Origin of the sequence: Nocardia puris (genome assembly GCF_036051655.1) — a bacterium.
GTDB classification, from domain to species: Bacteria; Actinomycetota; Actinomycetes; order Mycobacteriales; family Mycobacteriaceae; genus Nocardia; species Nocardia puris.
On the sequence record NZ_CP107943.1, the window covers coordinates 4,102,900 to 4,116,577 of the forward strand.

The window sequence follows — 13,678 nt, forward strand, 5'->3', positions numbered from 1 at the left end:
CCGGACGTCGCGTCGCGACTACGCGGAATCGAAAACATCAGCTGACCGAGCCTGATGAACCGACACGACCGAGGAGGTCACCATGTTCACCAACTCGCCGCGCCGCAGGCGCTGGGCGTTCACCGACACCCGCGCGGGCTCGCTGCGCAGTGTGGAGGCGCCGGCCAGCTTGCCGCTGCCCCAACCCGATGTGCCCGAGCCGCGCGCGTTGGAAGACGATGCGCTCGAACGGTCGACCCGGCTGACGAGCGCGGGCGCCACCGACGAGTTCACCGGGCACACGCTGGACGCCTTCTATGACCGCTGGCACGACGAGTCGGTGGCGAGCTTGGCAGGACTGGCAGTGGAACAGGCCCGAGTCGATCGCGCCCTGATCGCGGAAATGACCCACCGCGCGCAGCGCGCGGCCGCCAAGGCGGAGCGGGCACGCACACGGGCCCAGCGGTTGACCGCGTACGCCGACCAGATCTGGGCGGCGCATTTCCCTGCGGACCCGGTTGTGGATGTCCTGCCCGATCAGGTGCGCTCGGAGGGTTGACCCGGCACGGGCGGGTCGCCGACGTCGAATACCTCCAGCATCGGGATCTTGAATCGGTGCCGGGCGACGTCCATCTCGGCGGTCCGCTCGGGCGCGGGCCGGTCTCGCCAGCGTGCCGCGGTCAGCAACGCGGCGACATGTGGCGGCCAGGATCGCCCGGTCTCCGGCACCGCAACGTTCGCGGTCGGCGCCGACTCAGCGGTCCAGCCGACCCGGTCGAGGAAGGCGTCGATGAACTCGTTGCCGTCATGGTCGATGTACCCGGTGCCGGCGAGGGCGGTGTAGCGGTCGGCGGTGCGCAGGCGCACCGTCGCGGTGAGGTGCACCGATCCGAGGCCCAACGGTTGTCCACCGCCGAGCTTGTGCGCGAAAACCGGTTCACCACCGTCGTGTACTTCGTGTGGCAGGCGTAGTGCGAACAGCACCGCGCCGAGTTCGGCGTCGGTCAGATTGGTGACATCGATGCGCGCGGTGAACGTCGTGCCCGCCGGCAGCGGAGCCATCGAGGTCGCGGTCTTGCTCGCCGCTTCCGGCTGCCGCGCTTCGCCGGTCACCTGCTCGGCCAGAGCCCGGTGCGCTTGCACCGCCTGCCACCATTGCTCGTCTTGTTCGCCGAGGTCCGTGCTCCACGTTCCTCGATGCCAATACAGTTCGCGGCCACGGTATTTCGGCTCGGAATCGCTGTAGGAGGCGGAGTTCCCAGTGGAGCGGTCGGGGACCAGCCGGGTGTGCGCGGACTGCGGGTGCGGGGTGAGCAAGTCGACCTCGTAGGCGGACAAGGGAGCGATATCCGCGTCGAGGGCGGTGGCGTGCCCGACCTCGACACGCGTGGCGATCTGCGCGTTCTGCGATACCGCACCCAGCAGGGCGATCACCGCGTCGTTGTCCTCGACGGTGGCGGCGATCGTACTCGCCCACACGCCACCGGAATTGGCGACCGCGTCGGCGACGGTGTGCGCGGCGCGAATGGGGAATCCGCCGCTGCCGCCCAGCCAGAGGACCTCACCGTCGGCGTTCGTATCGAAGAACACCGGCCAGCCGGTCGTGCTCACCTGGGCCGGCGTGGTGGAATGCTTCCAGTACGGTCCACGCAGGACCTGGCCGAGCGTGTGCAGGGGGAGACGGCCGGTCTCGGGGTCGTCCCGCACGAGGAACTCGTTCGCGGCGCCCATCCAGGTGCGGTCGCGGGTCAAGACGGTGCCCGGATCGGGTAGCAGATAACAGTTCGCGGCCGGGCGTGCGTCACCGGTGGCGACACCACGCTCGTCCAGGTTGGCCAGGTTCGTGGGGAAGAAGGTCATCGGCACCGCGTACGGCACCGTCTCGGCGGACTTGAGGTCGGCCAGTTCGAAGGTCTCGGTCAGGAAACCTTCGAACTCGGGTGGGTGCCGCTTGTTGTCGTTGCCCCGTTTCGACCACGCCGACACCGATCGCAGTCGTGTCGTGTGCCCGGTGGTCGCGGGGCCGGTCGCTCGGGCGATCGCGATCGCGGCGTCGCGATCGGGATGCACACTCCACGCTACCGGCCGGGGCACCCCGCCGACCGAAACCCTCGCCCAGACCGCGTGTATCCGTGCCCCGCGAAGGCCGTGCAGCACGACCCGCGCGTCTGCTTGGTGTCCCGTCAGCAGATCGCTCCGCACGACCTCCCATCGCACGCTGGGTACTTTGCGGCTGTCCGGATCGTTCGGCACGGGCCGGATGAACTGGGGGCACTCGCGCAGGCGCGCGGTATCGGAGCGGCCGTCCCAGTACAGCAAACCGACATGCTGACGGCCGATCGTGGCGCTGTGGCCTCGTCGTTTCCGATACACGGTGTGGCGCTCGACAACACTGTCGGGCTGGCCTCTGGTTCGTCCCACCGGAAACCGTTCGAGAATCGGCATCGGATCGTCGCCGAGCCCGAGGCCACCACCGAGTAGGGCTGCCAGATAGGCCCGGACCATGCCACGCAGCGTGTAGGCGGGGATCCCGAAGCGGCCGGGCGCGTCGGTGGGACCGGGCCAGCGAAAGGGAGCGCCCTGATGCGCGGGCCCGACGTGCACGGGGGACAGCGCGGTAATCGTGAGGTCGATATGACCCGAGTGTGTGCCCGGCAGAACTCGGTCGAACGAGGCCGTCGGGTCGAAATCGGAATCCGCGTGTGCTGCCCACAGCGTACGAGCCGAGATCGTGGGGGCGAACGGCACGAATGTGTAGGGGGCGGTGGTGTGTTCGGGCGCTGTCACCGGGGCGGGCCGGGGTGGCCGGTTTTCGGTGCGTTGCGGTGCCGGGGTGATGTTTCGCCGCATCTGACCGGGGTTCGGCGGCGTCACCGTTCGCCTCCTTGCTGGTTGGCTCGGGGAACGGTTCCGTAGCCGGTCCAGGTCACGGCCGCGACACGGACGGCGCCGGTTCGCCGGTCGGCGGCGAAGTACTCACGAGTGTGGGCGTACCCACGCCGTCGCGCGAACGGGTATGGCAGCACACTGAATTGGCCTGATCCATGCTCGATGCGGGTGAATCCGCCTCGATGGTGGAGTCCGCGGCCCACGGTCACCAGATACGAGCGCGGTCTCGGGGCCAGCGGGCCGATGGCCGGTTCCTGTTCGTGGTGGTGCCACCAGCCGCGCCAGCGGTCGCCGATTCGGGCGATGACGAGTTCGTCGTCGGTCCCGAACACGCGGACCCGTTCGAGTTGCTCGGCCGCGCCGGGTTTCGGGTGGCCGGGACCGTCATGTCCGAATACCGATGAGCCCCAGGACCATCCGGCGTCGCCGCGGCGGGCGACGTCGTAGCCGTGGGAGTAGGCCGCGAACAGGTACTCGGTGCGTGGTCCGAGGGAGTGGGGGAGGTCGGTGGCGCCCGTTACCGCCTCGACCACCTCGGCGACCAGTTCCTCGTCCGCGGGCAGGATCGTCAGTCCCGCCGGACTCGGCGCGTCATGTCCGCCCATACCTGATCCAATCGACGAGCGCGGTCACGTCCGCGCGAGCATCGGGGTTGTCGCGCATCTGTTCCCAGCCGATGAGCGGCCCTCGACTCGATGCCCCTCGGATCCGCACGGAACGTCGCTCCAGCAGTCTGCGGTGCGGGCCGCCGAGTGTTGCGGTTCCTTCACAGAGATCTTTGAGTACCAAGGCGAGTATCCCGCGTTCGGCCGCGTTCGGGTCGCGCACGGTGAGGGTCAGCGTCCGCGACCCGCCGTAATGCGCTCTCACGACACCGAACGCACCGGAGACGACGCCGCGGGTGAGTGGATGGTTGCGTACCCGGTACAGGGTGACCGGATACGCGCCGGTGAGTGGGGCTTCGTCCAGGGCGACCCGTGAGGCACTCGGGGTGCGACTGTTGTCGCCGGGGTGCGGGCCGAACAGTGCGATGCGCAGGGACCGGGCCCGCTGCCGTGCCTGATCGATGTCCCAGTCGAGGTCCGCGGATCCGGCGGCGCCGGTGGCGATGTAGTCGAGCGCTCGTGCGGCAGTGGTGCGTAGCAGTGCTTTCACTTTCGCGCCGGAATCGGTGGGTGCGTCGGTGTCGAATCGCTCGGACACCGTTGTCGACGGCACCACCTGTGCGCCGACCCGCTCGGCGACCGACAGGGTGCCGGTGATCGTCAGCCTTCGGTCGGTGTCGAGTCGGGAGGCATCCCCGAACGCCACGACGTCGTGCGCGTCTTGCAGCCGTGTCAGCGCCGCGGCGGCGGTCGGTTCGGCAGCGACGGCCGCGGTGAGTGTCGCCGTGTCGTCGTATGAAGTGCGATACCAGGCGGCGACATCGGCGGGCTCGGTGGCCAGAGCGAACCATCGAGCGCGCCAGTCACGAGTGCGCAGCACGCCGCGGCCGATTCCCGTGCGGCGGCCGACCGCGATCAGTCCGCTGTCGAGCAGATGTCCGGCCACCGCGGTGGCATCGAACACCCGCCGCGCCAACTCGGCATCGTCGTGAGGCACCCACACCTGCCAGATCATCACGAATCTTGTTCCGGCCGGGACGACTTCCTCGGTGAACAAACCGCCGGGGCGCACCGTCCGCCGCGCGGAGTCCACGGTGTTGCCGGTCCGCCAGCCGACCGCCGCCCCGCCGATCGCGATCGCGTCGCGAGGCTCCAGAGCGGCCGACCGGACCTGGCGGTCCGGCTGCTCGTCCGCGCCGCGCAGGTCTGTGCCGAACAGTGCCTCGGCGAGGTCGGGCCCGGCGAGCTCGGCGAGGCGGTGGCGCAACACACCCGTCGGCGACGGCGCCGGGATCATCGGCAGCCCGGTCGCGGGATCACGGCGAACAGTGCTGTCGGCAAGCCGGTCTCCCGTTCCGCCCGCACCGATCGCGGTGTCGGTGTCGCACGTGATCTCCGCGGTGATCAGCAGCAGATCGGCGCGCGGTGGCACGCCACCCGCACCGGCGAAGCGGGCGAGCGCGGCCGGGGATGGACTCATGACGCGCTCGAATCAGCGGCCGGGCGGGGCCGGACTCGATACAGGGTCGACACCACCGCCCGTACCAGTTCCAGCAGCACGGCCCGACGGTTGTCCTCCATCCACCGCGCGGCCGGAAGGCCCTCGCGGTCGTGCTCATCGAGAGCGTCGTATTCGACTGCGGTGCGCCAGTTCTCGAACAGCGTCGATCCATCGAGCTCGATCTGCCAGGCCTCGTCGAGGATCTCGTATTCGGCGGAGATCGCCGCGGTGAACCAGGCGTGCAGACTCGTGCCGGACAGGCGGCAATGGCGCAGTTGGTCGGTCCCCGGTGTTTCCGGCGCATCGCCGGCGAGGAGTTCGGTGAGGTCGGCCGGGTCGTTCACCGCGGTGCGGAGCCTGCCGAGCAGCGACACTCCCAGTCCGAGTGCCGCATCTCCCACGGCCTCGACCATGGTCACCGCGGCGTCGTCCACCCACCTGTCGGATGCCCGGCCGCACAGCTGGTCGCGCAGCAATTCCAGTTGGGAGGCCGCCGTGCCGGTCGTGGTCTCCGGCGGAACTGGTTGTGCGGGTGGGCCGGAGGCGAGAGGCTCGAGTCCGTGTGGTGTGCGCGCGAGGGACGGCGTCGGCGCGGTGACGATGGTGTGGGCGATCGGTGGCACCATGGCGAGCACGCCGAGCCCGTCGATGGTCCGTGCGCCGACGCGGTGCGCGAGCAGCCGCCGCCAGTCCCGTTCGGTCACATCGGCCTCGCAGCGCACCGTGAGCACGCTACCGGCCGCGGCCGCCCAGTGATCCGGCCGCATTCGACCGTAACCAGCATGCGCACCACCGACTTCGGCGCCCACCACAGAACTGTCGACCACGTGTGCGGCGACATCGTGGGCCACGAGCAGGGCAGTGAGGTGATGTGCGAGCGCGGTGGGGTCGTAGTGACCGGTGCCAGGGTCGGCCACGAGCGCGGGCGAGCGCAACACCAGGTCCACGGATTCGCCCGCTACGACGGTGCGGATCGGCCACGGATCGGCATCGTCGACCAACGGACCGACCTCGACGACGGCCTCACCCCCGTATGAGCCGTCGGCCCCGGAACCGAACACCACCGGCCCCCGGTTGTCGAAGAGCCCGGCGAGGTCGGCGCGCAGCGCTCGGCGCCGCTCGATATCCCCGCGCAGCCGCAGGCGAGCCTCGAACACGTGGTGCGGGTCGAGGGTGGTGAAGCTCAATGGTCCCAGTCCCTCTCGCGTGCCGCCCGCGCGCGGACGGACCAGCCGAGTATGGGTGTTCACCCGAATCTGGGCGGGAATCCACTGCCGGCCCGCGAATGCGACGAGACCGCGCACCGACTCGATCGTCTGGTCCCCGGCGATGTGGGCGCGTCCGTCGAACGCCGCACTGTCCAGGCCGGGTTCGGTGCGCACACGCGTCAGGTTCCGCGGCGCCGGGAAGGCCACTCGCTCCATGCCGTCCACGTCGATCACCGGGAAACCCGGCGCCGCGGCGATGGACCCGGAGATGATGACGCGCTCGAGTAGGTCGGGGTCGCGCGCGCAACGCTGCGCGAGAATCCCGCGCAGCACACTACCGTTGATCACCGGCAACGTGACGGGCGCGAGGGAGGGGCCGTTGCCGCGCAGCAGCAGACGCTCGCGAGTGGTGAATCGTACAGTGACGAAACCGAATTCGGTCACAGCGCCTCCACAGCGCCGACCGGGTAGGCCAGGTCGCGGGTCCGACCGAAGTCGCCGTCGAGGCTGCACACAACGCGCCCGAGGTTGTCGGACCGGCCCTCCCCGATCTGTGTCAAGGCGAGCACACATCGAGCGAGAAACCCCACGTGCGCCGACGTGGGTTCGATACTCCACCGCAGCGGCGCCTCCAGCACCACCCCCGGACGGATCCCGCGGGCGAAACGCAGCGACCCCGGCAGCGCAACACCATCGGCGCCGATCGCGGTCTGCGCGATCTCCACGGTCAGCGCCTCGGTGATTCGTTGCCGGAAAAGCCGACCCGCGCCCGGGTAGCGGCCGGACTTGCTCCGCAACGACCGCACCACACTCGCCTGTGCCTGCCTCGGCCACACCGCCGCCCCGACATGCAGGCCGCGACGGCTGGCCTCGGTGGTGTAGGCGCCGCCGAACAACGCGAGTGCGGTATCTGTCGACAGGACCGGCTCGGGTGGTCCGCCCAACACCGTCAACGCCGCATCACGCAGTCGCGCCGACATCCGGTTCTTCGGGATGAACGGCAGTCCGTTCTCGTCGACGACCGTGGTCACATCGACATCGTGACTGTCGCGTGGCTCCGTGCCGACCACGCAGGTGGTCCGCACCTGTATCTGCAGGGTCACCGGTACCCATCGCACGAGGTCGTCGGTCATCGCGCAGCCACCTTCGCGCCGCCAGCTGTTTCGGTGGCCGTCGTTTCCACATCGTTCGGCTTCTCATCGACCGGTGTCACGGTGGCCGAGGGGAGTCGTGCCCAGTCCGCGTCCCCACCGTCGCGCAGTTCCAGGTGTTCATCGATCAGGTCTATGGCCGGCAAGACGAGCGCGGCCGTATGGCGATGTGTCGTGGGGAGATTCACCGCGGACTTGCCCGCGACCGCGCGGGCGCGGTTCAGGGAGCGGATCGCGGTGCCGATCGCGTCCGGGTCGGCACGCGCGGCGAGCGCCGCGTCACGGAGGCGACCGCGAATCCAGCCGCGGTGCTCACGGAAATGGATGCCGCGCAGGCTGTTCGGCGACGTTTCGCCGAGCCACGTGGTGAAGTAGTCGGTCATTGTCGTGGCGCTGTCGAAATGGAACGGCCGCCGGTCCGGGGTACGTTCGACGAGGATGGACTCAGGCGCGCCGCCACCCCGGTACCAGTCGAGACCGTGCTGCGGATGGTCCGGATCATCCCGCCGCCCTGCCCGTTTCGCGCTCTCGCAGAGCGTATGCGCCAGTTCGTGCGCACGGATCAGCGGGAACCCGACCGGCACGACCGCCACACCGATACCGATCGTCGGTCTGCGCCCGAACAGCGCGTCCAGACGCGCACGTGGATCACCTTCCGGTGGATCCGGCGCGTCGAGCCACCGCAGGACCGCCAGCGCTACCGACCAAGCGATACGCGATTCGCACACCAGTACCAGATCGTCTCCGGCCAGCACCCACGGTCGCAGCGGCAGCATCCACCGTCGCGGGCCGTCCTCATCGCTGTGATGCAGCCGGAACCCCAATTCCGCCGGGAACCCACTCACCACCGGTTCCCCCGTGGATTCGTCCGGAACCAGCGCGCCGGCAATCGAATTCACCACGTGCCGACACGCTCCCAGCCCCAGCTCACGCAGCGCCGAACTGGCCTCGTTCAGGGCCTCGCGCGCGTCCGGGCGCCCGGCGAGCTCCCCAAGGAGCTTGCCGACCCCGTTCAGATCGGCGACCAGCACCGACACATGACTGGATACCCCGTGCGTGCTGCCCAACTTGTCGGTCAACCGCGGCAACGCGAGCCGCCCCCGCAACGGACCGGCGACATCAGCGAGCAGCAACTCCTCTTGACGCGCGTGCCAACGCTTCCCCCACGATTCAGCCCTCACCACTTCCCACGCGCACGGTTGCGAACCCGGATCGAGAGTTTCCGCCGCAGCACCCGACACAGCACACGTCAGCGCCCCCCACGGCGCCTCACCCGCCAACGACGGCACCGCACTACGCGCCGGTCCGCTCCGCGAGTGAAGCGTCGCGTGCCGGGCCCGCCGCAATGATTCCGGAGCGCCCAGCACCGAATCCGCCACTTCCTGCGCCGACCCACACACATCCATCGCCACGGTCACCCGCAACAGGTCGGACATCTCCGCGAACTCTCGCGTGATCCACCCCGCGAACGCCTTCCCGCACCCGTGCGCGACACGCACCGAAACCCGCCCCGCGGCCGCGAACTCGACCACCACTCCCCACGCTGAATCGGCGTGCCGCTCTATATAACTCGCGCTGGTCCGGTACTCCAGCTCGCTCGACCGCCCAATGGTGTCCGCCAGTGTGCGAGACCCGAAAACGAACTCTTGTATACCGGCGACCTCGATGTGCACGACATCACCGCGCACCCCACCGACCACACCGGCCTCCCATCGACGCAACTGGTCAGCAATGTTACTGCCCACCAAGCAAACTGGGTATCGTTCGTACGAACCACAACCGATACTGGACGCCGACTACCCCTGCCGACACGCCGAACGAGACGTCCGAAGGAGGTGCGTGCACGTGTTTGCGCTGGTCACGCGCCCGCGCCTGATCGACGAGCGCGACAAGGGCCGCAAGTGCGGGGGTGCGTGCGAACCGGTGGTGAAACGGCAGGTCGGAGGGGGTAAAATTCAGGAGCTGTTGCGCGAGAGCGCGTCCCGGAAGGGAACAGAAACTGTCATTTTACTCCCTTTCGTACTGTGAGTGAACGTTGCGCGAGAGCGCGTCCCGGAAGGGAACAGAAACGGATCATTCCGAACATTGTCTTCTCCTTTGTGGTTGCGTTGCGCGAGAGCGCGTCCCGGAAGGGAACAGAAACGTCTTGGTCAGGTTGACCTTGTACATTGTCCTCCGTTGCGCGAGAGCGCGTCCCGGAAGGGAACAGAAACCGCTCATTGCTCTCTCTTCCTTACGGTAGTGATGTTGCGCGAGAGCGCGTCCCGGAAGGGAACAGAAACTGGTAGTCATTGCGTTCCTTTGTGAAAGTGCCTATGGTTGCGCGAGAGCGCGTCCCGGAAGGGAACAAGAACGACCCTTGGCTGTAGTAATGTCCGCTATTGATGAGTTGCGTGCGAGGCGTCCCGAATTTTCTGAATAGTTGGTGGTGGCCAGCCCGAGCCTGCTTGGCGCAACGATGTCGAGCTTCTTCCGGCGCGAAGACCGACCTTGGTCGCGGCGCCTGATACGGTAAACGCAGTGACGAACGCGTCTTCGATACCCGCATTCGCCCACTGGTGTCACAATCGCGACACTGCGGCAGGCTGGCTATTTTCGGAACTGGCTGCTGGTGCGCCCGCAACGCACCGAACGGGTTCCGGTATCGTGGACGGCACCTGATCTCTGCTCGGGTTTCGACGAGACACGGGGAGGGCTCGTAGAATAACCTCACTACCTGTCAAATGAAGTAGTACGGCCGCCGCTCCTCGAGTACACGTTCACCAATAATTGTCCGTGACGAGGCGTGCATCGGCATTTCGTAGATCCGGACCTGGTCTTCCTCGTCGAGGATGATGTCGCGTATGCGGGTCAGCAGCACACGGCGGTCCTTCGCGTCGAGAATTTCGATCTCGAACACGCTCAATTGCACACGCGGACCGTACTCGGCGAGTATCGCGGACAGCGCGGCGCGGCGGCCGTTGTCGGCGATGTCGTAGACGACCAGCGCGCGGGACAAGAAACTCACCGCCACGGCATCGGTGTGTAGGCGCCGCGACCCGCGAGCGAGCTGGCCAAGAGCAGCGCCTGTTCGTGTAGGCACTCTCGGTAGGCTATTGGTTTACGACTGATCGGATGGGTGATTCTGGTGAGCATCCGGCGTTCCAGCTCGTCGATCAGGACGCGCTTGGTCCGGGCGTCCATTCGGCAGCCGCCGCCACCGGCCGAGAAGCCGGACGGCTGGACCGCGCGTGTGTTGAGCAGGCGCAATACCGTCGAGTCGATCAGCGGCGCACGGAATTCTTCCATCAGGTCGAGCGCGAGGCTCGGCCTGCGACGGTGTGCGGTGTGCAGGAATCCTCGCGTGGGGTCCAAGCCGGCCAGTTCCACCGCGCGGCGAGCCTCCGCGGCCAGGATGGTGTAGCCATAGGACAGCATGGCGTTGACCGGATCGCGCGGTGGGCGTCGAGTCCGCCCACCGAATCTCCACTCGGGAGCGATCAACGCGCCCAGCGCATGGAAGTAGATTCGTGACGCCGCCCCTTCGATGCCGTGCAGTCCTGCCACGGTCGTCGCGGCGGCGCTGTGATCGCGCAGGCGGTCGAGGTGACGCACCGTGCGGTCATCGAGACGCAACCGCCGGGATTTGGTGCGGGTGAGCAGTATTCGGCTGTTCGCGATCTTTCCACGCACCATGGTGGCGGCGATCAGGAGGCTGTGCTCAGCGTCGGACTCGGCGGCATACTGCGCACGGAGTACCTCGTGGCGGCCGGTGTTCGGGGAGAGGAACACCGAGTGATCGTGATAGGCGTCGACCATGACCAGCCCGACACCGGAGCGGGCGGCGAGTCCGAGCGCGGCGGAGGTGATGAGAACACGGTCTCCGCAGATGATCATGCGGGTGCGGGACGCGGGATGCCGGAAGTTCTTCCCGTTGCCGGTGACCAGAAAGCGGGTGCCCGACGCGCGCACCGCCGCTCCCCTCCGCAGTACGTATAGCGTGGCACGGGCGGGGTCGGTCAGCGGCGCGACCCGGCGCCTGCCGTCGGCGCGCACAATCCTGCCCAGGTACTCGACGCCGTCGCGGGCATTGACGATCCGCGTCTTGCCCGGCGAGAGCGCCAAGCCCCGGCGGCGCGCACACCGGCGCAGTACTCCCAGTTGTCGCTCCGCCTCACCGCGGGCGGTCGCCGCTACCGCGATGTCGTCGACGTATCGGATAACCGAGACGCCCTCGGACCAACCGTCTCGGTCGAACTGATCCAGGTAGAAGTTCACCAACAGCGGAGAAAGTGGTGCGCCTTGCGCCAGCCCTCGACCCGGACGGTCGCCGACCGAGCGGCGCGCCGCTCGGGCCAGCAGTTCCAGGACATCGGGATCTCCGATCACCGGCGCGATCTCGGCGAGGCACTCCTCGACGGGAATCGATGCGAAGCACTCGGAGATATCGGTGCGGATCACCCACCGCTCGCCCTGCTCCACTCGATCCCGCAGTGCCTCGACCGCGTCATCGACGCCGAGGCCGGGACGGAATCCGTAGCTGTCCGGCTGGAGATGCGGGTCGACCCACGGGGTGATCACCGCCGCGATCGCCCGCTCGGCGACTCGATCAGCCAATGGCGGAATATGCAGGATCCGCTGCCCACCGTCCCTCTTCGGGACAGCCGCGCGCCGCAACGGCCCTGGCTGCCACGCGCCGTCCCGCAGCGCGGACCCGATCTCCGCGAGATTCGCCAGCAAATCGCCAGTGAATCGCGCGACTTCTTCGTGTGGTACCGGCTCCTCCGGAAGCCGGCTCAGCGTGACATTCCATGCTTCCAGCAGATTGGAGTCCGCCGTAATCCCAGCGAGCAGCGCACCAACCACCAGCAACCCTCTCTTCGACAACTTACGCCAACAAGATCAGGGACCGGTTCCCACACACCACTCCGTACCACGGGCGCACGACACTCACGCTCGACGTCCCGGTTCCCACGAGAGCCAAATGCACAAAGCGTGGCGACGGGACTGTGAAGACAACGGTGTAACTCCGACCCAGGGAGTAGCGCTGTGACATCTGATGTGGCGGCAGCCGATGTGGCCGATACTGCTGCGGTGGCCAGGGGGTAAGGATGCGAAGACCTCGGCGGTGGATGCCGAGCTGGTAGGCAAACTGGTGGAGCAGGCCCGCGCGAGCGGGCTGCAGCTCACCGCCGAACGCGGACTGTTGCAGCAGCTGACCAAGATGGTGGTCGAATCGGCCCTCGAAGGCGAGATCACCGACCATCTCGGCTATGACCACGGCGATCCCGGCGGCCGTGGAAGCGGTAACTCCCGCAACGGGACCCGTTCCAAGACCGTGGTCACCGATGTCGGTCCGGTCGATATCGACGTCCCGCGGGACCGGGAGGCGAGCTTCGAGCCGCAGATCGTGCGTAAACGGCAGCGGCGACTCAACGGGGTCGAGAACATGGTGCTGTCGCTGTCGGCGAAGGGCCTGACTCACGGCGAGATCTCGGCGCATCTGCGGGAGGTTTATGGCGCCGAGGTGTCCAAGCAGACGATTTCCACCATCACCGACAAGGTGATCGACGGGATGGCCGAGTGGCAGAACCGGCCCCTGGACTCGGTGTATCCGGTGATCTTCCTGGATGCCATCCACGTGAAGATCCGCGATGGCAAGGTCGCCAATCGGCCCATCTATGTCGCGTTGGCGGTAACCGTGGACGGCACCCGCGACATCCTGGGTTTGTGGGCCGGTGACGGCGGTGAGGGCGCGAAATTCTGGTTGCAGATCCTCACCGAGCTGCGCAACCGGGGCGCCGAAGACGTGTGCATGCTCGTCTGCGACGGCCTCAAAGGACTCCCCGACGCCATCGCCGGAGTCTGGCCGGCCGCTGTCGTCCAGACATGCGTGGTGCATCTGCTGCGGGCCTCGTTCCGATACGCGGCCCGCCAGCATTGGGACGCGATCGCCAAAGCCCTCAAACCGGTCTATACCGCACCGACGGAATCGGCGGCACTGGAACGGTTCTGCGAGTTCACCGAAGCATGGGGCGGCAAGTATCCGGCGATCGTCAAGCTCTGGGAGAATTCCTGGGCGGAGTTCGTGCCGTTCCTCGCCTTCGACACCGAGATCCGGCGGGTGGTGTGCTCGACCAACGCGATCGAGTCGGTCAACGCCCGCATCCGCCGCGCCGTCCGTGCCCGCGGGCACTTCCCCAACGAGCAAGCAGCCCTGAAATGCGTCTACCTGGCGATCATGAGTCTCGACCCCACCGGAGCCGGGCAGAAACGGTGGGTCACCAGGTGGAAAGCCGCTCTGAATGCCTTCGACATCACCTTCGAAGGCAGACTCACCGCCGGACGGAAGTAACCCAATCAGAC

The 13,678-nt window shown here is 67.7% G+C and carries 10 protein-coding genes and 1 CRISPR repeat array; of the genes, 2 read left to right on the forward strand and 8 right to left on the reverse strand.

The features are described from left to right. Window positions 1-82 precede the first annotated feature (82 nt). Entirely contained in the window at window positions 83-538 is a 456-nt protein-coding gene (locus OHB21_RS18865) for a hypothetical protein (protein WP_328435361.1), read from the forward strand. Here the strand turns inward: OHB21_RS18865 and OHB21_RS18870 are convergent. From OHB21_RS18870 to cas1, 8 genes are all read right to left on the reverse strand, one after another. After that, window positions 517-2,853, reverse strand: coding sequence for a hypothetical protein (locus tag OHB21_RS18870; RefSeq protein ID WP_328435362.1), 2,337 nt, complete (start codon window positions 2,851-2,853; stop codon window positions 517-519). The genes OHB21_RS18865 and OHB21_RS18870 overlap by 22 nt on opposite strands. Further along, on the reverse strand, window positions 2,850-3,473 hold the full coding sequence (locus tag OHB21_RS18875; RefSeq protein ID WP_328435364.1) for a hypothetical protein: 624 nt from the start codon (window positions 3,471-3,473) through the stop codon (window positions 2,850-2,852). The genes OHB21_RS18870 and OHB21_RS18875 overlap by 4 nt, the downstream gene beginning before the upstream one ends. Continuing rightward, complete coding sequence (locus OHB21_RS18880) at window positions 3,460-4,953, reverse strand: RAMP superfamily CRISPR-associated protein (RefSeq protein WP_328435365.1); 1,494 nt, start codon at window positions 4,951-4,953, stop codon at window positions 3,460-3,462. Before OHB21_RS18880 ends, OHB21_RS18875 begins: the two co-directional genes overlap by 14 nt. Beyond that, window positions 4,950-6,626: a hypothetical protein gene (locus tag OHB21_RS18885; RefSeq protein WP_328435366.1), complete on the reverse strand. Its 1,677-nt coding sequence runs from the start codon at window positions 6,624-6,626 to the stop codon at window positions 4,950-4,952. The genes OHB21_RS18880 and OHB21_RS18885 overlap by 4 nt, the downstream gene beginning before the upstream one ends. Further along, window positions 6,623-7,315 (reverse strand): hypothetical protein, encoded by a 693-nt coding sequence (locus OHB21_RS18890; protein ID WP_328435367.1) that lies wholly within the window; start codon window positions 7,313-7,315, stop codon window positions 6,623-6,625. Before OHB21_RS18890 ends, OHB21_RS18885 begins: the two co-directional genes overlap by 4 nt. Continuing rightward, window positions 7,312-8,769, reverse strand: coding sequence for a hypothetical protein (locus OHB21_RS18895; RefSeq protein WP_328435369.1), 1,458 nt, complete (start codon window positions 8,767-8,769; stop codon window positions 7,312-7,314). Before OHB21_RS18895 ends, OHB21_RS18890 begins: the two co-directional genes overlap by 4 nt. A 528-nt stretch (window positions 8,770-9,297) precedes the next feature. Next, a CRISPR array of direct repeats spans window positions 9,298-9,687; the repeat unit is 36 nt; unit sequence GTTGCGCGAGAGCGCGTCCCGGAAGGGAACAGAAAC. Window positions 9,688-10,052: 365 nt separating this feature from the next. Beyond that, on the reverse strand, window positions 10,053-10,331 hold the full coding sequence (gene cas2 / locus OHB21_RS18900) for a CRISPR-associated endonuclease Cas2 (RefSeq protein WP_328435370.1): 279 nt from the start codon (window positions 10,329-10,331) through the stop codon (window positions 10,053-10,055). A gap of 5 nt (window positions 10,332-10,336) precedes the next feature. Next, on the reverse strand, window positions 10,337-12,178 hold the full coding sequence (gene cas1 / locus OHB21_RS18905; RefSeq protein WP_328439990.1) for a CRISPR-associated endonuclease Cas1: 1,842 nt from the start codon (window positions 12,176-12,178) through the stop codon (window positions 10,337-10,339). Between the two features lie 208 nt (window positions 12,179-12,386). On the opposite strand from cas1, the gene OHB21_RS18910 reads away from it, so the two are divergent. Beyond that, window positions 12,387-13,667 carry an IS256 family transposase gene (locus OHB21_RS18910; RefSeq protein ID WP_328435371.1) on the forward strand — a complete coding sequence of 427 codons (1,281 nt, stop codon included), beginning with the start codon at window positions 12,387-12,389 and terminating at the stop codon, window positions 13,665-13,667. Window positions 13,668-13,678: the final 11 nt, after the last annotated feature.

Excerpts from the sequence above, each read along its gene's own strand:
- OHB21_RS18910 (WP_328435371.1), top strand. The coding sequence starts at position 12,387 with ATGTGGCCGATACTGCTGCGGTGGCCAGGGGGTAAGGATGCGAAGACC.
- OHB21_RS18865 (WP_328435361.1), top strand. The coding sequence starts at position 83 with ATGTTCACCAACTCGCCGCGCCGCAGGCGCTGGGCGTTCACCGACACC.
- OHB21_RS18880 (WP_328435365.1), bottom strand. The coding sequence starts at position 4,953 with ATGAGTCCATCCCCGGCCGCGCTCGCCCGCTTCGCCGGTGCGGGTGGC.
- OHB21_RS18890 (WP_328435367.1), bottom strand. The coding sequence starts at position 7,315 with ATGACCGACGACCTCGTGCGATGGGTACCGGTGACCCTGCAGATACAG.
- OHB21_RS18875 (WP_328435364.1), bottom strand. The coding sequence starts at position 3,473 with ATGGGCGGACATGACGCGCCGAGTCCGGCGGGACTGACGATCCTGCCC.
- OHB21_RS18895 (WP_328435369.1), bottom strand. The coding sequence starts at position 8,769 with ATGTCCGACCTGTTGCGGGTGACCGTGGCGATGGATGTGTGTGGGTCG.